The sequence below is a fragment of the Rheinheimera sp. NSM genome (assembly GCF_052380015.1).
Taxonomy (GTDB): domain Bacteria; phylum Pseudomonadota; class Gammaproteobacteria; order Enterobacterales; family Alteromonadaceae; genus Alishewanella.
The window spans coordinates 212,928-236,692 of sequence record NZ_JBQTCI010000004.1; the positions used below are offsets into that span (position 1 = coordinate 212,928).

The 23,765-nt window shown below is 49.6% G+C and carries 26 protein-coding genes; 5 read left to right on the forward strand and 21 right to left on the reverse strand.

Going from position 1 to position 23,765, the window contains the following annotated elements; translation table 11 throughout:
• On the forward strand, window positions 1-546 hold the full coding sequence (locus ACTZWV_RS13210) for a DUF3299 domain-containing protein (protein WP_444786995.1): 546 nt from the start codon (window positions 1-3) through the stop codon (window positions 544-546).
• Window positions 547-583: 37 nt separating this feature from the next.
• On the opposite strand, the gene ACTZWV_RS13215 is transcribed toward ACTZWV_RS13210, so the two are convergent.
• Window positions 584-1,207, reverse strand: a complete 624-nt coding sequence (locus ACTZWV_RS13215) for a ZrgA family zinc uptake protein (RefSeq protein WP_444786996.1) — start codon at window positions 1,205-1,207, stop codon at window positions 584-586.
• 126 nt (window positions 1,208-1,333) lie between these two features.
• Between ACTZWV_RS13215 and ACTZWV_RS13220 the strand changes: the two genes are divergently transcribed.
• Entirely contained in the window at window positions 1,334-2,863 is a 1,530-nt protein-coding gene (locus tag ACTZWV_RS13220) for a cryptochrome/photolyase family protein (RefSeq protein WP_444786997.1), read from the forward strand.
• 139 nt (window positions 2,864-3,002) lie between these two features.
• Here the strand turns inward: ACTZWV_RS13220 and ACTZWV_RS13225 are convergent, their stop codons facing one another.
• Entirely contained in the window at window positions 3,003-3,932 is a 930-nt protein-coding gene (locus ACTZWV_RS13225; protein ID WP_444786998.1) for a M28 family peptidase, read from the reverse strand.
• Window positions 3,922-4,260 (reverse strand): nitrogen regulatory protein P-II, encoded by a 339-nt coding sequence (gene glnB / locus ACTZWV_RS13230; RefSeq protein ID WP_444786999.1) that lies wholly within the window; start codon window positions 4,258-4,260, stop codon window positions 3,922-3,924. The genes ACTZWV_RS13225 and glnB overlap by 11 nt, the downstream gene beginning before the upstream one ends.
• A 149-nt stretch (window positions 4,261-4,409) precedes the next feature.
• On the opposite strand from glnB, the gene nadE reads away from it, so the two are divergent.
• Together nadE and ACTZWV_RS13240 are read left to right on the forward strand one after the other, a co-directional pair.
• On the forward strand, window positions 4,410-5,237 hold the full coding sequence (gene nadE, locus ACTZWV_RS13235) for an ammonia-dependent NAD(+) synthetase (RefSeq protein WP_444787000.1): 828 nt from the start codon (window positions 4,410-4,412) through the stop codon (window positions 5,235-5,237).
• Between the two features lie 100 nt (window positions 5,238-5,337).
• Window positions 5,338-5,847: a GspH/FimT family pseudopilin gene (locus ACTZWV_RS13240; protein ID WP_444787001.1), complete on the forward strand. Its 510-nt coding sequence runs from the start codon at window positions 5,338-5,340 to the stop codon at window positions 5,845-5,847.
• Here the strand turns inward: ACTZWV_RS13240 and ACTZWV_RS13245 are convergent.
• Genes ACTZWV_RS13245 through pilV (ACTZWV_RS13265) form a run of 5 tightly spaced genes read right to left on the reverse strand, consistent with a single transcriptional unit; the run spans window position 5,844 to window position 9,155 of the window.
• On the reverse strand, window positions 5,844-6,248 hold the full coding sequence (locus tag ACTZWV_RS13245) for a type IV pilin protein (protein WP_444787002.1): 405 nt from the start codon (window positions 6,246-6,248) through the stop codon (window positions 5,844-5,846). The two genes, ACTZWV_RS13240 and ACTZWV_RS13245, sit on opposite strands and share 4 nt — an antisense overlap.
• Entirely contained in the window at window positions 6,249-7,322 is a 1,074-nt protein-coding gene (locus tag ACTZWV_RS13250; protein ID WP_444787003.1) for a hypothetical protein, read from the reverse strand.
• 1 nt (window position 7,323) lies between these two features.
• Window positions 7,324-7,695 (reverse strand): hypothetical protein, encoded by a 372-nt coding sequence (locus tag ACTZWV_RS13255; protein WP_444787004.1) that lies wholly within the window; start codon window positions 7,693-7,695, stop codon window positions 7,324-7,326.
• Window positions 7,696-7,704: 9 nt separating this feature from the next.
• Window positions 7,705-8,658, reverse strand: a complete 954-nt coding sequence (locus ACTZWV_RS13260) for a PilW family protein (RefSeq protein WP_444787005.1) — start codon at window positions 8,656-8,658, stop codon at window positions 7,705-7,707.
• Between the two features lie 2 nt (window positions 8,659-8,660).
• Window positions 8,661-9,155: a type IV pilus modification protein PilV gene (gene pilV / locus ACTZWV_RS13265; RefSeq protein WP_444787006.1), complete on the reverse strand. Its 495-nt coding sequence runs from the start codon at window positions 9,153-9,155 to the stop codon at window positions 8,661-8,663.
• A gap of 189 nt (window positions 9,156-9,344) precedes the next feature.
• On the opposite strand from pilV (ACTZWV_RS13265), the gene ACTZWV_RS13270 reads away from it, so the two are divergent.
• Complete coding sequence (locus tag ACTZWV_RS13270) at window positions 9,345-9,845, forward strand: GspH/FimT family pseudopilin (RefSeq protein ID WP_444787007.1); 501 nt, start codon at window positions 9,345-9,347, stop codon at window positions 9,843-9,845.
• Between the two features lie 72 nt (window positions 9,846-9,917).
• Here ACTZWV_RS13270 and ACTZWV_RS13275 read toward each other — a convergent pair whose 3' ends face one another.
• The 13 genes from ACTZWV_RS13275 to ribF form a co-directional block, all read right to left on the reverse strand.
• Window positions 9,918-10,241 carry a TapY2 family type IVa secretion system protein gene (locus ACTZWV_RS13275; protein ID WP_444787008.1) on the reverse strand — a complete coding sequence of 108 codons (324 nt, stop codon included), beginning with the start codon at window positions 10,239-10,241 and terminating at the stop codon, window positions 9,918-9,920.
• A 1-nt stretch (window position 10,242) separates the two neighbouring features.
• Window positions 10,243-10,635, reverse strand: coding sequence for a type IV pilin protein (locus tag ACTZWV_RS13280; protein ID WP_444787009.1), 393 nt, complete (start codon window positions 10,633-10,635; stop codon window positions 10,243-10,245).
• A gap of 12 nt (window positions 10,636-10,647) precedes the next feature.
• Window positions 10,648-14,145, reverse strand: coding sequence for a pilus assembly protein (locus tag ACTZWV_RS13285; protein ID WP_444787010.1), 3,498 nt, complete (start codon window positions 14,143-14,145; stop codon window positions 10,648-10,650).
• A gap of 15 nt (window positions 14,146-14,160) precedes the next feature.
• Window positions 14,161-14,619 carry a pilus assembly PilX family protein gene (locus ACTZWV_RS13290; protein ID WP_444787011.1) on the reverse strand — a complete coding sequence of 153 codons (459 nt, stop codon included), beginning with the start codon at window positions 14,617-14,619 and terminating at the stop codon, window positions 14,161-14,163.
• Window positions 14,620-14,635: 16 nt separating this feature from the next.
• Complete coding sequence (locus ACTZWV_RS13295; RefSeq protein ID WP_444787012.1) at window positions 14,636-15,577, reverse strand: PilW family protein; 942 nt, start codon at window positions 15,575-15,577, stop codon at window positions 14,636-14,638.
• Window positions 15,578-15,588: 11 nt separating this feature from the next.
• Complete coding sequence (gene pilV, locus ACTZWV_RS13300; protein WP_444787013.1) at window positions 15,589-16,137, reverse strand: type IV pilus modification protein PilV; 549 nt, start codon at window positions 16,135-16,137, stop codon at window positions 15,589-15,591.
• A gap of 116 nt (window positions 16,138-16,253) precedes the next feature.
• Window positions 16,254-16,967: a LytR/AlgR family response regulator transcription factor gene (locus ACTZWV_RS13305; protein WP_444787014.1), complete on the reverse strand. Its 714-nt coding sequence runs from the start codon at window positions 16,965-16,967 to the stop codon at window positions 16,254-16,256.
• A complete protein-coding gene (locus ACTZWV_RS13310) occupies window positions 16,964-17,926 on the reverse strand; it encodes a sensor histidine kinase (RefSeq protein WP_444787015.1) in 963 nt (320 codons plus the stop codon). The genes ACTZWV_RS13305 and ACTZWV_RS13310 overlap by 4 nt, the downstream gene beginning before the upstream one ends.
• Window positions 17,927-18,091: 165 nt before the next feature.
• Window positions 18,092-19,021, reverse strand: a complete 930-nt coding sequence (gene ispH / locus ACTZWV_RS13315) for a 4-hydroxy-3-methylbut-2-enyl diphosphate reductase (protein WP_444787016.1) — start codon at window positions 19,019-19,021, stop codon at window positions 18,092-18,094.
• A 2-nt stretch (window positions 19,022-19,023) separates the two neighbouring features.
• Window positions 19,024-19,461, reverse strand: coding sequence for an FKBP-type peptidyl-prolyl cis-trans isomerase (gene fkpB / locus ACTZWV_RS13320; RefSeq protein ID WP_068228648.1), 438 nt, complete (start codon window positions 19,459-19,461; stop codon window positions 19,024-19,026).
• Window positions 19,458-19,946, reverse strand: a complete 489-nt coding sequence (gene lspA, locus ACTZWV_RS13325) for a signal peptidase II (protein ID WP_444787017.1) — start codon at window positions 19,944-19,946, stop codon at window positions 19,458-19,460. The genes fkpB and lspA overlap by 4 nt, the downstream gene beginning before the upstream one ends.
• Window positions 19,946-22,774 carry an isoleucine--tRNA ligase gene (ileS, locus tag ACTZWV_RS13330; RefSeq protein ID WP_444787018.1) on the reverse strand — a complete coding sequence of 943 codons (2,829 nt, stop codon included), beginning with the start codon at window positions 22,772-22,774 and terminating at the stop codon, window positions 19,946-19,948. The genes lspA and ileS overlap by 1 nt, the downstream gene beginning before the upstream one ends.
• Entirely contained in the window at window positions 22,771-23,745 is a 975-nt protein-coding gene (gene ribF, locus ACTZWV_RS13335) for a bifunctional riboflavin kinase/FAD synthetase (protein WP_444787019.1), read from the reverse strand. Before ribF ends, ileS begins: the two co-directional genes overlap by 4 nt.
• Window positions 23,746-23,765: the final 20 nt, after the last annotated feature.

Consider the following 23,765-nt stretch of genomic DNA (forward strand, 5'->3'; position numbering starts at 1 on the left):
ATGCTACGGACGTTATCTGTTGCGTTATACCTGACACTGGTCGCATGTTTTTCTGTCGCACTTAGTGCAAGCGAGGTTAAAACCCTTGAGTGGACGGATTTGATGCCGGAAGAAGATTTAAAGCTGTTAGAGCAAATGCCGCAAGTGCAGCACGATTACAGCCAACCATCACCGTTTGACGATGACTACCAGGGCGACGATCCGGCCGCACAGCAATGGCAACAAATTATGAACTCCGCCAAGGTGGTGGAAAAATATAATAATACCAAGGTGCGGGTACCGGGTTTTATTGTACCGTTAGAATTTGATGGCGAGCAAAATGTTACCAGCTTCTTTTTAGTGCCCTATTTTGGTGCCTGTATTCACGTACCACCGCCACCACCAAACCAGATGATTTTCGTCAACGGCGCCAAAGGCCTGAAAGCCGACATGATTTACTCGCCGTTTTGGATCAGCGGCACCCTGACCACTGATGTAATGACACATGATTTAGGCCAGGCGGCTTACAGCCTGAAAGTAGATAAAGTAGAAGAGTATACCTACTGAGAAAACGGCAGCTTTAGCTGCCGTTTTTATTTCAGCCTTACTGAAAACGTATGGTACTGCTGCTTAATGCTGCCTGTGATGCACCTTGCTGGCCGTTAAGAATCCATTGAATGTCTATTTGCTCCAACATCGGAACCAAGCTGAAAATAGTTAACTGTAACTCGTTCAGCCGTGCCGGGCGCTGACATAACAGCTGATAATTGGCATAAAAATCGGCATGGCCTTTATTGGCCTGTAGCTCCGTCAGATCGGTACTGGCTTCTGCCATCACCAGCTCGCAGTTGGCGTCGGTATTAAAACTGAACCACTGTGCCTGATTAAACACCTCTATGGCCGCTGTCACTTCCTGCTGTTGCTCTGTTGTGCGGGGCTTGTGCTCAAACCCCACTATACTTTGCGCTGCCGACTGAAACGCCAATTGCATTTCATTGCCTTCCAGTACCAGGGTTAATACTGCATGGCCATGCACATGCGCGCCCAGCGCCACCATTTCTGTCTCGTCATCATGCTGGTGATCATGCTCTTGGTCATGTTCGTGCTCGTGCTCGTGATCATGTTCGTGCTCAGATACTGCATGCTCTGCCGGCACCTGGTGCGCTGTCACTACGGCAGTGTTAAAGCCGGCTGCTATCAGCATGCAAGCCAATAAAGATAACTTCATAGCCTAAAGTCCTTCATCATATTATTTATGTGACAACATAACACAAAGCAGTTTCTCTGTGCTACGACCTGATCGCCATACCACTACCCGGCGTAAAGCCAACATCATCAGTAAACCGTGGTTATTATGGCCAATCTTATTGTTATTTTGGGTGATCAGCTTAGCCCTGCGCTATCGTCTTTGCGCCTGGCAACACCGAACAATGTTATTTTAATGGCAGAAGTCGGTGCAGAAGCCAGCTATGTAAAACATCACAAGCATAAAATTATTCTTATTTTCAGTGCCATGCGCCATTTTGCTGCCGTATTGCAGCAGCAAGGCGTACAACTTTGTTATATCAGGTACGGTGCAGTACCTGACGTCTACAGCATGACAGATGCGGTACGTTATGCGCTGCAACAGCACCCGGAAATTGATGGCCTGCTGGTTACACAATGCGGCGAGTACCGCTTACAACAGGAAATAAACAGCTGGCAGCAGCAGTTTTCGCTGACACTGCAAATAGCAGATGACGACCGCTTTATTTGCAGTGCCGCGCGGTTCAATGCCCGGGTCCGGGATAAAAAACAGCTGCGGATGGAATATTTTTACCGCGATATGCGTCGCTACACCGGCCTGCTGATGCAAGGGGATACACCTGAAGGTGGCAAGTGGAACTATGACGCTGATAACCGTAAAGCCTGCCCGGAGGATTTAAGCCAAATTCCGCCGCTGCGTTTTGCCCCTGATGCTATTACCCTGGAGGTGATAGCGCTGGTTAATCAGCAGTTTGCCGGCAATATGGGCAATGGCGACAACTTTAGCTATGCCGTAACCGGTAAAGACGCACGCCGGGCTTTCTTGCATTTTGTCGAACAGCAACTGCCGGTGTTTGGCGACTATCAGGATGCGATGCTGCTGGAGCAGCCGTTTTTGTTTCACAGTATTTGCTCGATGTATTTAAACTGCGGCTTGTTGGATGTGCGCTGGATGTGCAACAAAGTGCAGCAGGCTTACCAGCAAGGCCTGGTGCCGTTAAACGCCACTGAGGGTTTTATCCGCCAGTTAATTGGTTGGCGTGAATATGTTCGCGGCCTGTACTGGCTGCTGATGCCGGCTTACAAACAGCATAACGCGTTAAACGCTGAGCGCGCTCTGCCAGGGTTTTACTGGCATGGCAACACCCGAATGCGCTGTATGCAGCAAGCCGTGCAGCACACTATTGAGCATGCTTACTCGCACCATATTCAGCGCTTAATGATCACCGGTAATTTTGCCTTACTGGCCGGCTTGTCGGTTGAGCAGGTAACCGACTGGTATCTGGCCGTTTATGCCGACGCCTACGAATGGGTAGAGCTACCCAATACTCTTGGTATGGCACTGTTTGCCGATGGCGGCGTGCTGGCCTCAAAGCCCTATGCCGCCAGTGGCGCCTATATTAACCGCATGAGTAACTACTGTAAAAACTGCGCTTATAACGTTAAACGTACTACCGAAACCGATGCCTGCCCGTTTAATGCGTTGTACTGGGATTTCCTCAACCGTAACCAACAACAGCTGGGTGCTAATCCGCGGCTGGCGCTGCCGTTTGCCAACTGGCATAAACGCAGCGACAACGATAAGGCGGCTATTTTGGCGAAAGCCGCCGACACACTAAACCGGCTGGAGCAGTTATGAGTGTCAGCTTAGTTTTACTAAATGACACCTTACGCCTGCATGACAACCCGCTGCTTAATAGCTGTGCCGGGCCCAAAGCCGTAAACGTCCGCTGGCTAAGACAGCATTAAATCGTCAGCAGCTGAGTTTTGACTGGTGGTCAGCGTTGAGCCGCACGCAAAGTTTGCGGCGAATGCTGCTCAAGCCACTGTACTGTCTGCCAGATAGCGCTGATGGCCATCTCAAGGAAATCCGGTTCAATACGCTGCCAGGTGTCGTCAGGTGTGTGGTAATGCGGGTGCTCCTGGCCACCAAAAAACAAATACGGTATGCCGGCGCGATAAAAAGGCCCGTGATCACTGGCATTGGGCCAGTCATAGCGCGGGTTATTACGCGCCATACGACCAGGCCCGCGATGGTGTAAAAACTGCAGTTTGCTAAAGTCCTTTGCCAACTGCGCTGTTAAAGCCGGATAGCGTCTGGCTCCGGTCAGGTACAGCCTGCCACGCCGGTCAGCGCGGCTAATCATGTCCAAATTCAGGTTCAGCACTATGTTTTCCACCGGCACCGGCGGTGCAGCAACAAAGGCTTTGCTGCCATGTAAACCGTCTTCCTCTGCATCAGTAGCAAGGAAAATATACGAATAAGCAGGGCAAACGGCACTTAACCTGGCGGCCAACTCCAGCATAGCAGCCACACCTGAGGCGTTATCATCTGCGCCATGGAATATTTTGCGGCCCTGTGTACCCAGATGATCATAATGCGCCGTTACCACTATATACTGCCCGGGGTAGGTGCAACCCGGCCGCCAGCCCAGTACATTGATACCGCTTTTTTCAGGCCAGGTGGAATAAACAAACGCTTGCTGGTATTTGTCGCTTGCACTGTTATCAAACCCGGCTAATTGCAGTTGAGCAAAGCGTGCCGCAATAAACTGCCGTGCAAGCTCTGCTCCGGCGCTGCCGGTTTTACGGCCCTGCATATCGGCAGCACTTAGTTGCTGTATGTCGTCCAATAAGCTTGCCCGACAGATAAAACTGTATTGCAGCGCAAGCAGCAAAGATACCCAAACCAGAAGATTAAATCGCATCCTCGTCTTCTTCGCCAGTACGGATCCGCACCACGCGTTCTACTTCAAACACAAAAATCTTACCATCGCCAATGCGGCCGGTTTGTGCGGTTTTCATAATGGCTTCTACACAACGCTCTACCTGCTCATCCGGCACCACAATCTCCAGCTTCACCTTGGGCAGAAAATCCACCATATACTCGGCACCGCGATACAGTTCAGTGTGGCCTTTTTGCCGGCCGAAGCCTTTGACCTCTGTGACTGTCATACCGGTAATACTGATATCTGCCAGCGCTTCACGCACATCATCCAGCTTAAAAGGTTTAATAATGGCTTCAATTTTTTTCATTGTAGTTTCCGTCTGTTAGGCAGCAGTGTTCACCGCAGTATAATACAAGCTACTATGCTGTTCAGTAGTTAATCGCTAAGAATCACTTGATCTGCCAAGGGTAAAGCGCGGTAAGATAGTGTGATACTTTCAGCAGAGGCCACAATACTATGAATGCAGCCGGCATCATCAAAGAAATGCGGGTTTTACCGCAGATAGACCCAGAATTCGAGATCCGCCGCCGGGTCGACTTTATTAAACAACGCCTGAGCGCGTCCGGTATGAAAACTCTGGTGCTGGGCATCAGCGGCGGCATTGACTCCACCACCTGTGGCCGATTGGCGCAACTGGCGGTAGATGAGTTAAACCAAAGCGGCAGTGGTTATCAGTTTATTGCGGTGCGCCTGCCATATGCCACGCAAAAAGATGAAGCTGAAGCCCAAATGGCGCTGGATTTTATTCAACCCACGAAAGCGTTATCCGTTAATGTACAACCCGGTGCCGATGCCATTCACCAAGCCACCTGGAGTGCGATGGCGGCACAGGAAATGGCTACCGCTACTGATGCTCAGGCAGATTTCGCCAAAGGTAACGTTAAAGCCCGTACACGGATGGTTGTTCAGTATCATATTGCCGCCTTGCTGGGCGGTTTGGTGTTGGGCACTGACCATTCCGCTGAAAACATTACCGGCTTTTATACCAAATGGGGCGATGGCGCCTGTGATTTAGCGCCGCTGTTTGGCTTAAGCAAACGCCAGGTAAGGCTGGTGGGTAAAACTTTGGGTGCACCTGAGCTGCTGGTTGGTAAAACACCTACTGCAGATCTGGAATGTATGGCACCGCAAAAGGCGGATGAAGCAGCACTGGGGCTAACCTACGAGCAAATAGATGATTTCCTCGAAGGTAAAGCCGTTGCCGCTGATGTCAGTGCTAAGTTAATCGCCATTTACCAGAAAACCCAGCACAAACGTCAACCTATCCCCACCCCTTACGACTAAGCCGGTTGCAGCATTAAAACATTTAATGCTGCATTTATTTTACATTTATTCAATAAATACTATGCTTTTTGCATTGCACCGCTGTTGCTGAGAAGCTGCTATGCCACAACCACTACGACAAGGATTCAGCCTGATTGAATTGCTGGTAACCTTAGCCGTGCTGACCATTCTGATCAGCAGCGCTATGCCGGCACTGACAGAGTTTATTGAGCGGCAACGCGCCAACGCTTATGTACGCCAGTTCAGCCAACATTTGGCCTACGCCAGGGTGGCGGCCACCAGCAGTAATTTACCGGTGCAGTTGTGTCCCTATGAAGAGGGTGAATGTACAGCAGACTGGCAGCACCTGCCGCTGCAGCTGAATTTGCTGTATCCGGGTGCTGAACAAAAAACACTGTTACGGGAGATTGCGCCGGTACATGCTGCCCATAGCTTGCACTATAACCGCAGTGCGCTAACGTTTCGTCGTGATGGCAGTTTGAATGGTTTTGAAAATGGTACTTTTTACTATTGCCCGCAAACTCAGTATCGATGGCATTACCGTATGACACTTAACCAGGCCGGGCGTGGCCGGCTAACCGAGTTAGCGGAACCCTGCCCGGCTAACTAATCCCAACAGGTCAGGCTGTGTGGATATTGCACATTACGCTGACCAAACTGATTAACGCTATAGAACAAACAATTACTATCTGAACGCTGTAACCCTGCGGCCTCTGCCGTTATTTCAAACGCCAGATTGGCTTCTGACAGCAGGATTTGAAACTCATAACGCTCAGACAGGCTAAGCGCAGCGCCACCCAACACAGAAAAATCGTCAGTATAGACACCATAATCCGCCAGATACTGCTCCTGTGCCGCAGCCAGTTGCAATAGTTGCGCTGTCGCTTCGGCGCGGTAAGCTCTTAATACATATTGTTGATAAGACGGATAACATATTGCTGCCAGTATACCCAACACCGCCATGGCAACCAGTAACTCGATCAAACTAAACCCGCACCGAACATTACGCATTTAATGTGCTCCTTGTTCCGTCTGGTAGGTAGCAAGCCACAGAGTAACGGGAAACTGCGCCGCCGTTAGTGGTGCCACGCAATCTGCACATTCATCAGTTATGGCTTTTAAGTCAGTTAATAAAAGCTGCTGTTGCTGCTCATGCTGCAGGCTAAGTTCAAGCTCTCCGCTGCTATTCTTTTGCAATACCAGCTCACCGTTATCTATAGCACTGATGTCCCACTGCCTTCTGGCATAAACTAAACCGGCATGATGCAAATGTATCGCGTACAGCTGAGATACCGCGTCATCGGCCAAACTACAGTCAGCCCTGAGCTGGGTTTCAGCGGCAGAGGTCAGATAAATTACCCCGGCGTATACCTGAGGTAGTGCAGTTAAGCGCTGCTCCAGCTGTATAAACCAACCAGCACCTTGTTGCATTTGCTGCCATAACTGTTCAGTAATACCGTAGCGTTGTTCATCGGCACTAATGGCGGTTCTGTCAGTTAGATCAGCCAACTGCAACGCGCTGTGTCTTTGTCTCTGGTGCTTAACAGCCAACAGTAAATCGCCGGCGGGCATCGTCGCTGTCAACAACAACATGGTTTGCTGTTGCATCCTGCCACCGCTGTCCGGCGCCAGCATTTGCACCAGTTGTAATGGCTGCGTAAACCGGGCTTGCGTATCGCTAAAGTCCGCCAGTAACTCTACCGCTTCGAAACCCCGGCTGTTTATCGTTACAAACCACAGCAACCCGCTGCTGTCCACTACGTAGAGGGCATCTGCGTTACCATCATAATTATGATCCAATACGACCGGCTGAGCTTTGATGCTGCTGATTTGTCCCGTCGCTGTCGGCCAATCTGTCAGCTGATCAATCAACATAAAACTGTCGGCGCTATGTATTTTAAGCACACCGTCAGCTTCCGGCAGTTCAAGCTGAACATTGTTGCTCATTAGCACGCGCCTTGGCTGTTCGTTAGCATTACCGGCGGCCAGATTTGCCGCAACAGGCTCCGGTTCGTTTAAATTGCAGCTGTTGGCCGTGGCGGTTAACAGCAAACTGAACAGCGTAATAAGGTACCTTGATGCCATCTTAGTCAACCTTCTGTGCCAGGCGTTGTCTTAACAGCAAACTGCTATAGCCGGCATAAAAATGCCGGCCGCCGGAGTAGGTTTCTGTATCTACCCGTAATAGCTCGCACTGCACAGCATTACCAGACCAGGCGGCATAGCTTGCCGGGCAATCAGCCATTAACTCTGCGGCCGGAAGTTCGCCTGCCGGCAGCGATGCCAGCTGCGATAAATGCTGCCTCAATGCTAACTGTGACGTTTGCAATTGTTGCTGTGCAGCATATGCCGTCTTATGACTTAACTGGCTAACCAGTAACATGGCAGACACTAGTAAGGCCATCACCAGTAAAAATACCAGCACCACGATCAGTGCCATTCCTTTATTTATTGCCATCTCCGGCTCCTAAAGCACTGCGTTTTGAAAAAAGATCGTACTGCTGACCAACAACCGGCGATAATGATCACCCGGCGCAACAAAGCGGTGCGCTCCCATATCATAACGCTGTTGATTGATGTAGTTCGGGTCTGACTGACGCGCACGTAGCAACAAGTGGTATCGCAGGCTGATAATACGGGCATTATTTTGCTGCCACAGTTGCGCAGACATTTGCTCTGTCGTTAGTTGATAATCCAATTGACCATCGGCATCAGCGTCAATACCAAATTCAAAGTGCATACGTTCAACGCCGTCCAGCACGGAATCGGTGCTGATCACAGCTTGCCCGGCTTGATTCCTGCTAAGGCGTTTGCGCATTAATACCGGTATTGGCTTGCCATCAAGCCGTTGCTGCTGCAGATAAAACACCAAATGCTGGTAGGGGAAATAATCATATTCGGCCGTTAAACCCGGGCTGTTGCTGTCAACAAAGCGGCTATGCTGCCATCCGCTTTCCAGATAAAACCGGTTCTGCCGCATATCTGCAATAGCCGTTTTCTGGCCAAGTAAGCGTTTTATCTGTAGCAGTTCAGTTTGCGAGATAGCGCCGGCCAAACAGTTTAGCTGGCGCCCGGCACCAATGGTGCGGGCATATAAGGTTACAAAGCTTTGCGCCGGTTGCGGGAAGCTGCCACTGTCCAGTGCGGCTTCAACGCAATCCCCTGCCGGTGCCTCCGGCAGAGTCAAGCTCGCCGCTAGCTGTGGCGCTGAGCGACCGCCCCAGAAACCGGTGTTAGTCAGCTCATTTTGCAGAATACTCATCGCCAGTTGTGCATTTTGCTGCAACTCAGCCAATTGCTGAGTTTGCCGGGCCGATCGGCTAAGACTGCTAAAAGCCGTTAGTGTCAGGGTCATCAGAATCATGCCTAACAGCATGGCAATCAGTAATTCAGTCAGCGTAAAGCCGGGTACACGGCGCATAATTACCAACCACCGCCTTGTATGACAAAACCACTGCGGCCTGCGGTTACCTCACAAGGCCCGGCATTATTTTGTGCAGCATGTAGCCGTTGCTGCCAACTGACACTCAACCGCACTGCACCGCCCGCCTGCTGCAGACAAAACTCTGCATCATTCAAGCCGGCGCCTGCAGCAGGCTGCAACTGGCTAAACCAACTTTGCAATTGCACTGCCGCCATTTGCTCTGCATTACAGGCGACGTCGGGGCTGCAATCCGGTGCGGCAGGGATCTCAGACTGTGAGTTTAACTGAGGGCCGATAAGATCTGCCAAACGCCGGTTGGCGCGTATTTCATTGAATAAACTGTTGCTTAAAGCTACCGCATGAGTACGCTGTATCGCCCCTTGCAGCTGACGTAAAGTCAACGCTTGAGCAGCTAACACACCTAATAACCCCACTTTCAGGATTAATAATGTAACGAGTACTTCAACCAGGCTAAATCCATGTTGTAACCGCATATCCGTATGCCACAAACATTTTATTTAACCTTAAAGTTACAACAATATTTCAATTGGTCAAATAAAAAACAATAAAAAATCCGATAGGAATATAACTACCTGTTAGTAAACAATAATTTAATCTGGTACTCCGGCAGCAGCCTCTGCTACACTGCGGTTATTCTCAGTAACAAAATGCAGGGGCATATTGTGCGGCAGTCAGCAGGCTTTACGTTGTTAGAACTTATGGTAGTGGTAGCAATAGTTGCTATTCTTGCCGGTGTAGGTATTCCTGCCATGAACAACTTTCTTGAAAACTCCAGGGCTGAAGCCAGGTTAACCGAGTTGTCCAGAATGTTCGCTTTTGCGCGTTCTCAGGCTGCATCAACAAAGTCCCCCACAACTATTTGTCCGCTGGTTAATGATGTTTGTACCGCAAACTGGCAAGGACAGGTCAGTGTATTCAATGACCCAAACAACAACCGCCAGTTAGACGCTAACGAGACCATATTGCGAGTGATCGAGCCTGTGGCAGCTAATGACACAATTAATTTTGCTATTGCCGGAGTGAGTTTCGCTGCCAATGGCACCGCCAGTGCCAACGGCGTGTTGTCTTACTGCCCGTCTGGCGAGGCAAACAGAGGTGCACAGCTCACATTGTTACAATCCGGCCGCTCACGGGTTAGCAAAAATGGTGTAGTGTGCCCCTGATGCTGCACTGCAAATGCATAAAAAAACGCCGGTTAACCGGCGTTTTTTATTAGCTACAAGTATTGCCTGCATCTAGCGTAGCGTAGTTCTGTCTAATTCACGCGCTTTAGCTTTACTAAACTCAGCATCGCGCTCAACACACTCGAAAACCTGTGTAATAGCCAAACGCTGGCCTTTTTCAACTGCAGCCTGTTCAGATTGCAACATACGCTCCAGATTACGGTTTTGGTTTCTCGGTTGATGACGATAATCCCGGATTACCTCGCGCTTATCCGCCAACGCTAAATGACATTTATAGCTATAAAGCCCTGCGCTGTCGCTGCGTTTTGTCTGTTGTGCCTGCACTGTCAGCGCTGACAACGCACAGAGGCTAACTACTAATAAAAGCGGTTTCATATTATCTCCAGCAGTTCTGGGCCGACGCCGTTCTAGCACCGGTCTGATCAATATTCATCGTTACACAGGCATCAGTAGCCTGCACGCCTAGCCCGGTTGCAGTCAACGTAAAGTTTCGGGCGGCGGCGGCCGTCACCTGAACCTGGTATAGGCCGTTTTCTGTCAGTGTCGTCACATCCGGGAACCCCAGCTCGGTTAAATCAACCGCATAACGGCGGTTATCAGCAAAAAACTGTTCCTGCATATTGGCAAGCCTTACCAACTCGTTCATTGCTTCACTGCGGTTACTGCGTTGCACGTACTGCGTATAACTTGGATAAGCTATCGCCGCGATGATGCCGATAATCGCGACGACGATCATCAGCTCAATTAAGGTTATTCCGCGTTGTTTCATTCGACAGCTCCGTTATAAATTTTCGTCGATAACAAGATACTGACGCATCGGCCTGTTGCTGCTACTGTCCTCTTTCAGCTCAGGGATCAGATCACAATTTTCCTTACAGGTTACCTTTTCCGGTTCAGGACTTAATATCATTATATCGCCAGGCTGTGATTTACAATCTTCACCTTCACATGGTTTATCGCAGTCCTCACCAACACAAGTAATAAATACTTCGGGTGTGTCAGGAATTCTTGGTATTTCGATTATTGTTGACGTTAGAATGCCATAATTTAAGCTAAAGGCATAAATTCGCCCAAGTCCACCGCTCAAGCTGCAGCTGTCTTCTGTTTGTTCCACTGTCGGAACGTAACTTGTAAAGAACGCGATGCCTTGCAGTACAACTGCCGGCGACAGCGATTTTTCTGACGCCGCCAGCTGATAGTACCAACCCTTTGTTGCAGTAAGGTCTTTTTGCAACTCTTCCATTTGCTCAATAGTGGTTCTGGGCTGAGTATCAGTTACCTGATAAAGATCAGTCACTGTTATTGCTGCAGGAACATCATCTACTGCAAACAGACGGCTTACCGTATTCATATCTCTCAACATGAACAACATATCCTGAGCGCCTTCGTACAACGGGTGCGGGCGACTACCACTGCCGATAACCACTGCATCAAAAGGTACATCGGCCTTGGTTGTTACCTTTACCGTTTCGCCTTCGATAGAGGTTGTTACTTCTTGCACCTGCCGCATCTCCATGCGCGCAACTACCGGTTCATTGAAAAACCTGCGATCACTGCTCTGTATAGAGTCGGCTAAATCAGCAAATTTGAACATGGTCCACTTTGATTTGTCAGCGCCAACCAAATCAGCACGCCAAATATTGCCGCCGGTATCAGCAAAGTACAGACGATCTGTATAACCATCATAATCACTATCCAGAGTTGATACTGAGCCCGGCACGCTATGTTCAATACCATATTCAGAACCAAATGACTTAACAAGAGAGCCGGTTTGTGCATCTACGATGAAAACACCGCGACCTTCATTGTCTGGTGTTGCCACGCTGGTGCTGTCTTTATTTGGGCTAAAACCTGCACCAAAAATCAACACTGGCTTGTCACCTTGAGTTTCTATGTATGCAACATTTGGTGTAGACCAACTTTGCCCCAGCTCACCAAAGCCTGCAGTATTACTATCAATTTTCCACATTAACTCGGGTTTATCAGGATCGGTGACATCCAATGCATAGTATGACGTGCCCCCGCGACGTAAACCAAAAAACACCCATACCTTATCTTCACTGCCAATAACACCGTCCCCATCTTTGTCTTTAAAGAATGTAACCGGACTACCATCCACTCCATAGATTTTCGGGTTACCATTTTGGTTGAGTCTTAAGTCAGGAATATTCTTCATTAATTCCTGCGGCATAAAAGCCCAGCTCTCCTCAACAGTATCGCCACTGTCTTTAAACATATGAAGAAAGCCAGCGTTAGTACCTATCAGAATCCGGATATCATTAGTTCCGTAGGTCAACACCAGTGGTTTGGAATGTAATGGATCGCCCATTAAATCATCACGTGTATCTGTTGTGCTACCGTTGTTATTGTCATCGTCGACATCAACCCCTCTGGCCCAAGCAATATGCTGAGCCTGAACCTCTTCATCGGTACCCAACAAATTGTCGATAATGTTGCCAGCAAAGGCTTCAGGCTTTAGTTCTGTCAGGCTGGTGCCGATATCAACCAAAAAATTTCGTTCGGTTTGACGTTGTAACTGAGCAAGTACGCCACCTTCAGGTACATTATTGCCATCAGGGGAATCTGTAGCATTCCAGAATGTCACTGCACTATCAGATATAGACCCGTTGCCATCTAACGCAGGCGCATCATTTTTATCTGTCAGCACATCGCCTTTTAATTTCAATTTCTTTAAATTTCCTGTCCATCGCGTCCCCGAGTCAGGCAAAAACATGGCGTAGTAAACACTATCCAGGCTGCGTGTTCTGTCAAAGTTGTTACTGGCGACAGAAGGTGATGTAAATGTTGTATTGACGCGTAAGATTTCCATCAGACTAGCCTGTAATGCAGTGGCCAGAGCAGCGGAGTTGCGTGCCGCATAATACTTGCCGCCACCATTCTTTGCTGCCAGAGCCAGCAATTCACCAGCGTCATTTACGGCATCATCACCAAAACCTATAGTGAATAATTTAGCCGTCTGCTTACCTGTTAGATTTGCATTTACATCTTCAGTAGCCATCCATTTCGCCAGTACCGGCAGGTAGTTGGTTCTGCCATTGTCAAAGCGATATGGGCTTTCATTGCTCAAAGCTCTAATTGCTGCATCAGCGTGAGCATCAACCGTCGGCTCGCCATCGGTGATTAAAATGGTATAAACAACATCTGAACATTTGTCGTAGGGTGTAATATAACTTCCGTTTGACTCTATGCTGGTATCTCTGGGGGGAGTATTACCGTCATAGCTATTGCCATAGTCTTTGTCTTTTTTACCGTAATCAACATTATTGCCGGCATAATAGCGCTTGGCTTCCATTAAGCTTTCACACAATGGTGTATTAGTTTCTGCATCAACGTTTTGCAAAGTACCAAGCAGCGCCGCCCTGCTGGCATCAGTCATTTTCTTGATGCCATTAACTATACGGCCACCATCCCGATCGCCTTCGTTTGGATAATTCATATTAAATAGCATCATGCCAAAATCAACGCCGGGTGTAGCTGTCAGTAACTCGTTAATGGTTTCCTTGGCAATTTCCAATCTGGTTTTGCTCTCTGTGCCAACGTCACTTGTTGTAGCGTGGTAGTAGTTAATGTAATTAGATGTATACAGGGTTACCGGCTGCCCACCCTGCAAAGCAGAACTTTGGCTATTGGCCAGGGCCCAATCGGTGGTGTAAGCCGTGTTTTCCAAATCAGTTTTCGCATTACCAGAGCCATTGTAGGGATAACGATCATTGGGAATTTGGGTGTATTTGCTACTGTAAGTGCCGTTTTTTGACTTCTTATTTACGATATCATCGTAACAATCCACAGGATTATTAGTACTAAGACCCATTTCCGCAGGTAACGGCTCCCAAGAGCCTGAATTGCCCTTAACCTGATACTCGCGTAGGTAACCAGTGTAGTAACCCACTGTACGCAATTTTTCCCAAGCAGTTTCACAGCCTAATATAGCTTTATTAAAGCGCCGTGAGTCGCTGTGGCCATTAGGTACTACGCCTGCGCCGTCATCTACATTTTCACCACGACTAAAGTAAATCGCTTCAGAGCTGAATTCTTCATAGCCTTTGGTGGTGTATGTCTTCGTTGTATCATAGGCTTTTTTAACTTCTTCCAGCGTTCGCATAGAGCCTGAGTTATCAAATATAATCAGCACTTTAGCATTAGCACCTTGACGATAACTTTCACTGCCAACATAAATTTCAATATCTTCGGCCATTAATGGGGACACCAGAGTTATACCCAGCGTACTCATTGTTAAATAGCGTTTAAGTTGTTTCATTATTTCAACCTCTGCTTAATTAAGTACACGCTGTGCAACGACAGATTGAACTTGGATCGTTTGCCCAACTTCGCCAAAAGTGGTTGTTGTCACAACTCTGTTGAAAGTGCAGGCGATAGCTTTACTGCTACCAGTGTCAGAATTCGGACAATTTGTCGGTGTAGGTATTGTGCTGTATGCAGTAATGCCACCAACAGTATTGGCACGGGTTTCTTTTGCTGGCAAAGTTGTCCCTACCGGAATGTCGAGACTAAACTGATTACGACCACCCATTTGAAATTCTTCGCGACTATAAGCTTCATCATGAGCACCTTTGGCCTCGTTAATCGCTATTTCAGCCTCCTGCGCAGATGACATCATTTTGTTGTCCACACCGGAGCTGACTAACAAAGCAACAGCAACACCGGTAACAGCTATTAACATTATCATTGCGACAACAAGCACAAAGCCGGCTTGTTTAGTTGGTTTTTTCATTATTAACACCCCGCTACTAATTCACTAAACTGATGGTGGTTGAAAACAACATGCGACGAAAGTTGTCATCTGGTACAAAGGCAACGCCATCGCCTAAGTCGTAGCTGTTGTTGTTCTGATAATTGACATCGGGTCGGGTAGCTCGAACTAACACAAATACCTTTACAGCACGCACCTTAGTATCAGCCTGCCATAAAGCGGCCGGCATATTATTGGCGCCAAGATAGCTGTCGATAACAGTGTCGTCATTTAAATCAACCCCGTAATAAAACCGTACCCGTTCTATGCCATCCAATAACATGGTTTGGCGCATTACAGGTCCACCGTCGTTACGCAGTTCCATTCGCGATAACACCGGAATAGTCTGGCCATCAAAGACTTCATTTGTGACAAAATACACATGATGCAAATAGGGCCATATCTCACCTAAATTCAGTCCTGTTGCCGCTGCAGTTCCTGGGAAAATTACGCCCTGATTTGCATTACTCTCCAGATAAAACCGATCGGCCTGCAATGCAGCCGGCACAATCGCCGGCCCTGCACCACGTTTTATTTGAATAATATCGCTGTTCGCTACGGCACCTGCCACGCAACCTATTGCAGCACCACCGCCAGCCAACGTTCTTCCCCATATCGGCGGAAAATTACCGAGTCCGGCCTGCGGAAAACTGCCACCATTTAAGCCCCAGTTGCAATCAGCGGCAAACGGAGCCGGCGCTGTCATGTCGCTGGTAAATTTGGGCAACATGCCGCGAAACCCGGCTTGCTGAATATCAGTTGTCAGCAACGATAGCGCCATACGGCCGTTTTGCTGCATCTCTGACAAAGCAATAGTTTCAGTTGTAGTAGAACGCATAGCCAAATATGCCGCCGTTATACCACCCAGCAAAAAAACACCAATGGCCATCGAAATCATCAGTTCAACCAAGGTCAGACCGGCTTGCTTTATGTTCTGCATTTTTATCGTTCCTATTGCCATATAAAGGTATCCACTACAACCTGGCGTCTTTCGGCACCGGCAGCGCCACAGCCTACTTGCCCGGTGGTTGCAGCGGCATCGCTTATAGCGTCCCGGCCCAACCAGGATACCGTGACAGTAAGATCACCATTTGCGTTAAAATTAACGCAGCCGGTGGCACCGGAAATACCGCCGGCATTATCTTCACCGCGCATAACGTCCGTACCCAGCAGCCGCTGGTCCCATTCAAACCTGTCATTCAAAGAAATTTGCGCAGCAGTACAGTTGGCACCGGCGGCATTGCAACGCGGATTCGGCGCACCTATAGCACCTGTGCCGTAGTTATTGCCATTGTAATTAACAGCTTCGGTATCGTTTGCTCTGATCCGGTCGATGATGTCATTCGCCATAGCCAGTGCCTGGGCACGTTGGGTGGCGTCATAGCTGTTGCGTTTAGCTACCGCTTGCATAGCAACAGTACCGATAAGGCCGGTTGCTAAAATAAAGAAAGCAATCAGTACTTCGATAAATGAAAAACCTTGCTGATGACGTCTCATCATAGTGTTAATGCTCCGCTGTAAATCACAGTCGTTGTTTTTGTACTGCCTTACCATAAAATACCGGTAGCAGAAAACAACTGTTGTCTGGATAAGCGGTCGGTTTTTCCGACAAGCGGCTAAACCGTTTGGAAGATAAGCTGCTTCAGGCGGGATGCTTCGCGTCTGCTGACATCGAGCTCTACACTGCAACCTTTAAGACGCAGGCTATATTTGCTCTCCGGCTGCGCTATCAAACTATCAAATCGTTGCCAGTTGACCAGAGTATGGCGGTGGATGCGTTGTAGTTTATCCGGATATTTTTGTTCAAGTTGTTGCAGGCTGGTTTCCAGCAGTGCCTCACCACCGTCAAACACCACTTTGACATATTTATCATCAGCGACAAAATACTGTATTCGGGCAAAATCGACCTGACGACTGGCGCCGGCAATTTGGTAGCTGAGTTTGCTCTCTGACGGCTCCTTGTTATGCGCCCGGGTACGTAAACCGGCTTTTTTCAGTGCCAGTTGTAACCGCTCGGCCGTTACCGGCTTTAACAGATAATCTGCTGGGGATACGGCATAAGCATCCAGCGCATGTTCGGGATGTGCTGTTACCAGAATAACGGCTGGCGGCACCTGCTGTGCCAGTAATTCACTGGCAAAAGCTAAGCCGTCTTGCTCCGGCATCTGAATATCCAGCAACAGAATATCAACCGTCTGTCGTTGCAGAATAGCCGCGGCTTCCCGGGTGTTAGCCGCTTCGCCTACCAAACGAAAGCCGGCAATTTCTGAGAGCAAGCGGCGCAGGCGGCTACGGGCCAGCGGCTCATCATCGACTATCATAATATTCATCGTTGTGTCCTGCTAAATGCCAGTGGCAATACCAGCTTTACCCTGTACTGTCCGCCGATAGCGGCACAGCTCAGACTGGCGTTATGATCAAACTGCAATGCCAGGCGCTGGCGAATATTATCTAAAGCAATGCCATTGCCTTTGACATCTGATAACCGGCCGGACAGCGGATTAACCAGCAGAATAACTATTTGCTTTGCATGCTGTGTTACAGACACTTCTATAGTTCCCCCAGCTGTTAATGGTTCTATACCGTGGCGGATAGCGTTTTCCAGCAGTGGTTGCAGTAACAGTGCCGGCACGGCAAAATCGGGGACCGGATCCGGCAATTGCCAACTTACCTGCAAACGCTCACCCAGCCGCCATTGCTCCAATGCCACATATTGCTGTGCCAGTTTAAGCTCTGCTACCAAAGTGCTGTTGTCACCGGCATGCAGCGCCGCGCGAAATAACGCGGCAAGATCCAATAATGCTTGCTCGGCGGCATTGGCATCCTGCTGTGTCAATTCAGCAACGGTGTTTAAGCTATTAAATAAAAAATGCGGCTGAATACGGGCTTGTAGCGCTACCAGCTCAGCGCGGGATTGCGCCGTAATGCGCTGATGTCGTTCGGTATGCAGCATAAAAAACTGAATCGCCATTAAGCCGACAATCAATGCCAGTAACAAATTCTGCACTAAAAATCGTCCGCTTGACAGCGGGTTAAACCACAAGCTTTCTGCCAATACCGCATGAGACACTAAACTGACGATAGCGGTGACAATTAACAAAATGGCCATCACCGCCATACCCAAGCGCAATGCAGGCAAGCTGTTAAGCTGCGCTCTGAGAATACAGAGTGCTGCGCTGGTCATCAGCATGATCCATTGCACAAACAGCGAAACAAAACCAAGGCGTAGCCATGGGTCGTCAGCCGCTCCCGGTGCAAAAGCCAACACTATAGCAACAGCCTGAGCCAATACTAAGGCCCTTAGAATGACAGGGCCGCGGCAAAAGGCAGGAAGAAGTAATGCACTGGAGGAAGAGAGCGCCATAATGTTGTCAGCCAGGTAAAGTTAAATAAACTATACCCTATTCTGCCGGCTAACGACTATGGCGGAGAATAACTTTGTCTGCTCAGTGGCTTAGCGCAGCTCTGCCGGAATAGCAAACACCACATTTTCTTCGCGGCCGGGGTTTTCGCTTACTGTTTTACCGCCCCATTGCTGCAGTTGTTTAACCACCTGCTGCACCAGCACTTCAGGCGCCGAGGCTCCGGCAGTTACGCCCACCGCTTTTATACCCTCAAGCCAGGCTTGCTGAATATCGTTGGCGGTATCAATTAAATAGGCGGTGCAGCCCATTTTGTCAGCCAGTTCACGCAGGCGGTTGGAGTTACTGCTGTTTTTTGCTCCCACCACCAGCAGCAAATCGGCTTTAGCCGCTAAATCGCGAACCGCATCCTGGCGGTTTTGCGTAGCGTAGCAAATATCATCTTTGCGCGGGCCTTCAATATCCGGGAAACGTGCGCGCAACGCATCAATCACATCCGCAGTATCATCCACCGATAAGGTTGTCTGGCTGCTGAAACACAGCTGCACCGGGTTTTTCACTTTAAGCGCCGCCACATCATCGACCGATTCGACCAGATAAATACCGCCTTGCGGATTATCATACTGGCCCATGGTGCCTTCCACTTCGGGGTGGCCGGCATGGCCAATCAGAATACACTCTATGCCTTTGCGGCTGGCGCGAGTGACTTCCATATGCACTTTAGTGACCAGCGGACAGGTGGCGTCAAATACTTTTAAGCCGCGCTGTTTGGCATTTTCACGCACCGCCTGAGATACACCGTGAGCACTGAAAATAACGATATTGCCATCCGGCACTTCGTTCAGCTCATCGACAAACACCGCGCCACGGCGGCGCAGGCCGTCTACGACAAACTTGTTGTGCACTACTTCGTGGCGCACATAAATCGGTGGCTCGTACAGCTCCAGTGCGCGCTCAACAATGCTGATGGCGCGATCTACGCCGGCGCAAAAACCGCGCGGATTGGCTAATAAAATATCCATACTCAGCTTACCTGTACTATTTCAACGCTGAAGGTCAGCGTCTGCCCCGCCAGCGGATGGTTAAAATCTATCGTCACCGACTCGCCTACCACTTCGCGTACCAGGCCCGGCATTTCCGAGCCATCCGGCATGGTAAAGCCAATAATCATGCCGGCTTTAGCCGGTGCATCAGCAGAGAACTTACTGCGGTCAACATAGTAAATATTATCCGGGTTTGGCATGCCGTAGGCATCTTCCGGCGCCAGCGTAAAAGTTTTCTTATCGCCGGCTGTCAGGCCATTTAGCTGCGCTTCAAACGCCGGTGAAATACTACCATCGCCCATTTGCAGTTTGGCTGGCTTGTTATGCACCCGGGTGCTTTCTGCCGCGCTGCCGTCTGATAACTTAATATCAAAGTGAAAAATTACGCTGCTGTTGGCGCCTATTACTGCGTTTGTCACTTTTTCACCTCGTTATTGCTAAAGCTGTCCCAAATAAGTAAGGCTGCACCAATACAGATGGCCGAGTCAGCAATATTAAACGCCGGATAATGCCAGTTCTGATAGTACAGGTGGAAAAAGTCTATTACGTAGCCATAAATACTGCGATCAATCAGGTTACCCACAGCACCGGCCAGCACTAAAATCAACGCCAGGTTCAGCTTTAACTGCGTTTTGCTGTTGCGTGCCAGCCATACCGCCAGCACACAGCTGATAGCTACGGCAATAAAGGTAAAGAACCAACGCTGCCAGCCACCGGCGTCACTTAAAAACGAGAAAGCCGCGCCATAATTACGTACATAGGTAAAATTAAAGAACGGCAGCAGCTCAATCGAATCAAACAACTGCATATTAGCAATAACTACTTGCTTGCTAACCTGATCGGCTACCAACACCAATAGCATTAACCACCACAACCGCCAACCGCTATCTCTGAATAATGCCATTATGCAAATGCCCGCAATTCGCCATCGCCTTCTACGTTGCTAACGCAGCGCAGACACAATTCAGCATGCGCTGCATTGGCCCCCACATCATGGCGGTGATGCCAGCAGCGGCCGCATTTGGCTGCCGTTGAAGCCGCAACCTGCACGCTTAAGCCGGCTAACTCGGTTTGCACCGCATCGGCAGGGGCTGTTTCTGTGCTTACCTGCGCCGTAGAGGTGATCAGTACAAAGCGCAGCTCATCACCCAGTTTAGCCAAATCGGCCGCCAGTGCCTCTGAGGCATATAAAGTGACTTCGGCCTGCAGTGAAGCGCCGATTTTATCTTCACGCCGTGCCGCTTCCAGCACCTTGTTAACTTCGTCACGTACCTGCAGCAATTGCTGCCAGAAGGCATCGTCAAACTTACCACCGGTTACACCGTTAAAGCCGGTATACCAGACATCAGTAAAGACAAACTCCTGCTGTTGGCCCGGCAGTTCCTGCCAAATTTCCTGGGCAGTAAAGCTCATTACCGGCGCCATCCAGCGCACCATTGCCTGGGCAATATGGTACAACGCGGTTTGGCACGAGCGCCGCGCCACGCCATCGCTGTGCGCGGTGTATTGGCGATCTTTAATCACATCGAGATAAAAACTGCCCAGCTCTACGGTACAGAAGTTCATCAGCTTCTGGCTTACCTGATGGAACTGATAGTTATCGTAAGCGGCGATAATTTCCTGCTGCAATTTAGCCGCACGATTTACTACCCACAAGTCCAGTTCAACCATCTTATCAAACGGCACTAAATCGGTAGCCGGATTAAAGCCGTTTAAGTTTGCCAGTAAAAAGCGCGCGGTATTGCGGATACGGCGGTATTTGTCGGCCGCACGGTTTAATATTTCATCCGACACCGTCATCTCTGACGTGTAATCAGTAGTAGCCACCCATAAACGCAGAATGTCGGCGCCTAATTTATTCATCACGTCTTGTGGTGATACCACATTGCCTAAAGACTTCGACATCTTGCGGCCATCACCGTCAACGGTAAAGCCATGCGTAAGCACTTGTTTGTAAGGTGCTTTATGTTTGATGCTGACACCGGTCATCAGGGAGGACATAAACCAACCACGGTGCTGATCTGAACCTTCCAGGTACAAATCGGCCTGATCGGCGCCGCCAAACTCCGGTCGTACATCAACCACGCAGGCATGAGTCACACCGGAGTCGAACCAGACATCCAGCGTATCGCTTACTTTGACATATTGTTTTGCATCATCGCCCAGCAGAGCTTCAGCGCTTAAATCAAACCAGGCCTGAATACCGTCTTGCTCTACCAGCTTAGCCACTTGCTCCATTAACATCTGAGTATTCGGGTGCAATGCGCCGGTGTCTTTATCAACAAACAGTGCTATCGGCACCCCCCAGGTGCGCTGGCGTGAAATACACCAATCCGGCCGGCCTTCTACCATTTTTTCAATCCGCTGCTGGCCCCAATCCGGGATCCAGCGGGTTTGTTCAATTTGCTTAAGCGACGTAGCACGCAGGCCCTGCTGTTCCATGCTGATAAACCACTGCGGTGTAGCACGGAAAATTATCGGTGTTTTATGCCGCCAGCAGTGCGGGTAGCTGTGCTTATAAGCCTTGTGCACCAGCAGCGCACCGGCTTCTTTTAACGCTTCTACTACGCTGTCGTTAGCTTTAAACACATGCTGGCCGGCAAACAGTGGCGTGTCCGGCAGGTAAACGCCGTTCGCGCCCACCGGGTTGGCCACTTCAAGGTTATAGTGCTTACCGACAATAAAGTCTTCCTGGCCATGGCCGGGCGCCGTGTGTACACAACCTGTACCTGAATCAGTGGTAACGTGCTCACCCATGATCAGCGGTACAGTAAAGTCATACAGCGGGTGCTGTAACTGTACTAATTCCAGTGCCGCGCCCTTGGCAAAGCCCAGCGCATGGTAGTGCTCAATACCGGCACGCGCCATCACGTCTTTTACCAGGTCAGTCGCAATAATTAAGCGCTCAGCGCCCAGCGGGCCCTGCTCTACCTGTACCAGGCTGTAATCCAGCTTGGCGTTTAATGCTACCGCACGGTTAGCCGGAATAGTCCATGGCGTGGTGGTCCAGATCACTACCGATACCTTGCCGCTGCCACGTTTACTTTCAGGATGATCAAAGCGGTCTACCGCCGCTTCATCTGCCACAGCAAAACGTACGTCAATCGCCGGTGATACTTTATCCTGATATTCCACTTCCGCTTCAGCCAGCGCTGAGCCACAGTCGGTACACCAATGCACCGGCTTAAAGCCCTGCTGTAAATGGCCATTATCAATGATTTTGCCCAGCGAACGGATGATATTAGCTTCAAAGCCGTAATCCATGGTGCGGTACGGGTTTTGCCAATCGCCCAGCACACCTAAACGGATAAAGTCGGTGCGCTGTGCATCAATTTGTGTGGCAGCGTAGTCACGGCATTTCTGCCGGAATTCGGCAGCGGTTAACTTAGTGCCCGGCTTACCGTATTTTTTTTCTACTACCAGCTCAATCGGCAGGCCGTGACAGTCCCAACCCGGTACATAGGGCGCATCAAAATCGTCCAGCGTTTTGGCTTTAACGATAATGTCTTTCAGAATTTTGTTAACTGCATGCCCGATATGAATATTACCGTTAGCGTAGGGCGGGCCGTCATGCAAAATAAAGGTTTTCTTACCTTTTTTTGCTGCACGGATTTTGCCGTACAAATCGGCTTCGGTCCATTTGGCCAGCATTTGCGGCTCGCGCTGCGCCAGATTGGCGCGCATCGCAAAAGCCGTTTCCGGCAAATTCAGGGTATGCTTATAGTCGCTCATCCGTTGGGTTCCGTCTTATCAATAGTGGCATGCGCTGGTGTTGAAACGCCATGCTGAAAAAATGCTTTTGCTGCTGTCACATCAGCAGCAATTTGTTGTTGTAATGCGGCTAAACCGTCGAAACGTTGTTCGTTACGCAACTTATGCTGCAATAACACTTCTATTTGGCTGCCGTACAAATCGCCTTTAAAATCAAACAAATGCGCTTCAAGCTGCTGGCGTTGGCCCTGTACAGTCGGCCGGTTGCCAATATTGGCTACGCCGTAATAACTGCCAAATACCGTGTTCGCCGTAATAGCATACACGCCGGCTACCGGCAGCTTGCGCCGGTATAAAAATACGTTCGCCGTCGGAAATCCCAGATCGCGGCCTAATTTGCGGCCATGCCGCACACGGCCGGTTAAAGCAAAAGGCCGGCCCAGCATTTCTGCGGCCAGGGTTAACTTATCCTCTGCCAGTGCCTGACGGATCAAGGTACTGCTGATGCGCTGCCGGCCTAACACTAAACTTGACGTGCTGCACAAACTGAATTGGTATTGCTCCGACGCCAACGCCAATAGCTCAAAATTACCGCTGCGCTGACTGCCAAAGCGAAAATCATCGCCAACAATTAAATGCTCTACGCCCAGCTGTTTTAACAACAACTGCTGAATAAACTGCTCCGGCGCCTGCGCAGCAAAAGCGGGCGTAAAATTAACGCATAACAGGCGGTTGATACCCAGCTGTGCCAGCGCGTGGTACTTCTCGCGAAACCGCGTTAAGCGTGCCGGCGCTGCGGTGCCGGCAAACAACTCCAGCGGCTGAGGTTCAAACAGCATCACGCAGGACGGCAGCTGCATTTGTTTGGCAATCGCCACCACCTTATGCAGCACCGCCTGATGGCCCAAATGCACGCCATCAAAATTACCGATGGTAAGCACACAACCGCGATGCCGGGGCTGAATATTGTGTAAGCCGCGAATTAACTCCATGCCTGCCGTTTCTGAGTGCT

Bases quoted from the DNA above. Each gene is read 5' to 3' on its own strand.
- ACTZWV_RS13210 (WP_444786995.1), top strand. From the start codon at position 1: ATGCTACGGACGTTATCTGTTGCGTTATACCTGACACTGGTCGCATGT.
- ACTZWV_RS13215 (WP_444786996.1), bottom strand. From the start codon at position 1,207: ATGAAGTTATCTTTATTGGCTTGCATGCTGATAGCAGCCGGCTTTAAC.
- ACTZWV_RS13220 (WP_444786997.1), top strand. From the start codon at position 1,334: ATGGCCAATCTTATTGTTATTTTGGGTGATCAGCTTAGCCCTGCGCTA.
- ACTZWV_RS13225 (WP_444786998.1), bottom strand. From the start codon at position 3,932: ATGCGATTTAATCTTCTGGTTTGGGTATCTTTGCTGCTTGCGCTGCAA.
- glnB (WP_444786999.1), bottom strand. From the start codon at position 4,260: ATGAAAAAAATTGAAGCCATTATTAAACCTTTTAAGCTGGATGATGTG.
- nadE (WP_444787000.1), top strand. From the start codon at position 4,410: ATGAATGCAGCCGGCATCATCAAAGAAATGCGGGTTTTACCGCAGATA.
- ACTZWV_RS13240 (WP_444787001.1), top strand. From the start codon at position 5,338: ATGCCACAACCACTACGACAAGGATTCAGCCTGATTGAATTGCTGGTA.
- ACTZWV_RS13245 (WP_444787002.1), bottom strand. From the start codon at position 6,248: ATGCGTAATGTTCGGTGCGGGTTTAGTTTGATCGAGTTACTGGTTGCC.
- ACTZWV_RS13250 (WP_444787003.1), bottom strand. From the start codon at position 7,322: ATGGCATCAAGGTACCTTATTACGCTGTTCAGTTTGCTGTTAACCGCC.
- ACTZWV_RS13255 (WP_444787004.1), bottom strand. From the start codon at position 7,695: ATGGCAATAAATAAAGGAATGGCACTGATCGTGGTGCTGGTATTTTTA.
- ACTZWV_RS13260 (WP_444787005.1), bottom strand. From the start codon at position 8,658: ATGCGCCGTGTACCCGGCTTTACGCTGACTGAATTACTGATTGCCATG.
- pilV (WP_444787006.1), bottom strand. From the start codon at position 9,155: ATGCGGTTACAACATGGATTTAGCCTGGTTGAAGTACTCGTTACATTA.
- ACTZWV_RS13275 (WP_444787008.1), bottom strand. From the start codon at position 10,241: ATGAAACCGCTTTTATTAGTAGTTAGCCTCTGTGCGTTGTCAGCGCTG.
- ACTZWV_RS13280 (WP_444787009.1), bottom strand. From the start codon at position 10,635: ATGAAACAACGCGGAATAACCTTAATTGAGCTGATGATCGTCGTCGCG.
- ACTZWV_RS13285 (WP_444787010.1), bottom strand. From the start codon at position 14,145: ATGAAACAACTTAAACGCTATTTAACAATGAGTACGCTGGGTATAACT.
- ACTZWV_RS13290 (WP_444787011.1), bottom strand. From the start codon at position 14,619: ATGAAAAAACCAACTAAACAAGCCGGCTTTGTGCTTGTTGTCGCAATG.
- ACTZWV_RS13295 (WP_444787012.1), bottom strand. From the start codon at position 15,577: ATGCAGAACATAAAGCAAGCCGGTCTGACCTTGGTTGAACTGATGATT.
- pilV (WP_444787013.1), bottom strand. From the start codon at position 16,137: ATGATGAGACGTCATCAGCAAGGTTTTTCATTTATCGAAGTACTGATT.
- ACTZWV_RS13305 (WP_444787014.1), bottom strand. From the start codon at position 16,967: ATGAATATTATGATAGTCGATGATGAGCCGCTGGCCCGTAGCCGCCTG.
- ispH (WP_444787016.1), bottom strand. From the start codon at position 19,021: ATGGATATTTTATTAGCCAATCCGCGCGGTTTTTGCGCCGGCGTAGAT.
- lspA (WP_444787017.1), bottom strand. From the start codon at position 19,946: ATGGCATTATTCAGAGATAGCGGTTGGCGGTTGTGGTGGTTAATGCTA.
- ileS (WP_444787018.1), bottom strand. From the start codon at position 22,774: ATGAGCGACTATAAGCATACCCTGAATTTGCCGGAAACGGCTTTTGCG.
- ribF (WP_444787019.1), bottom strand. From the start codon at position 23,745: ATGGAGTTAATTCGCGGCTTACACAATATTCAGCCCCGGCATCGCGGT.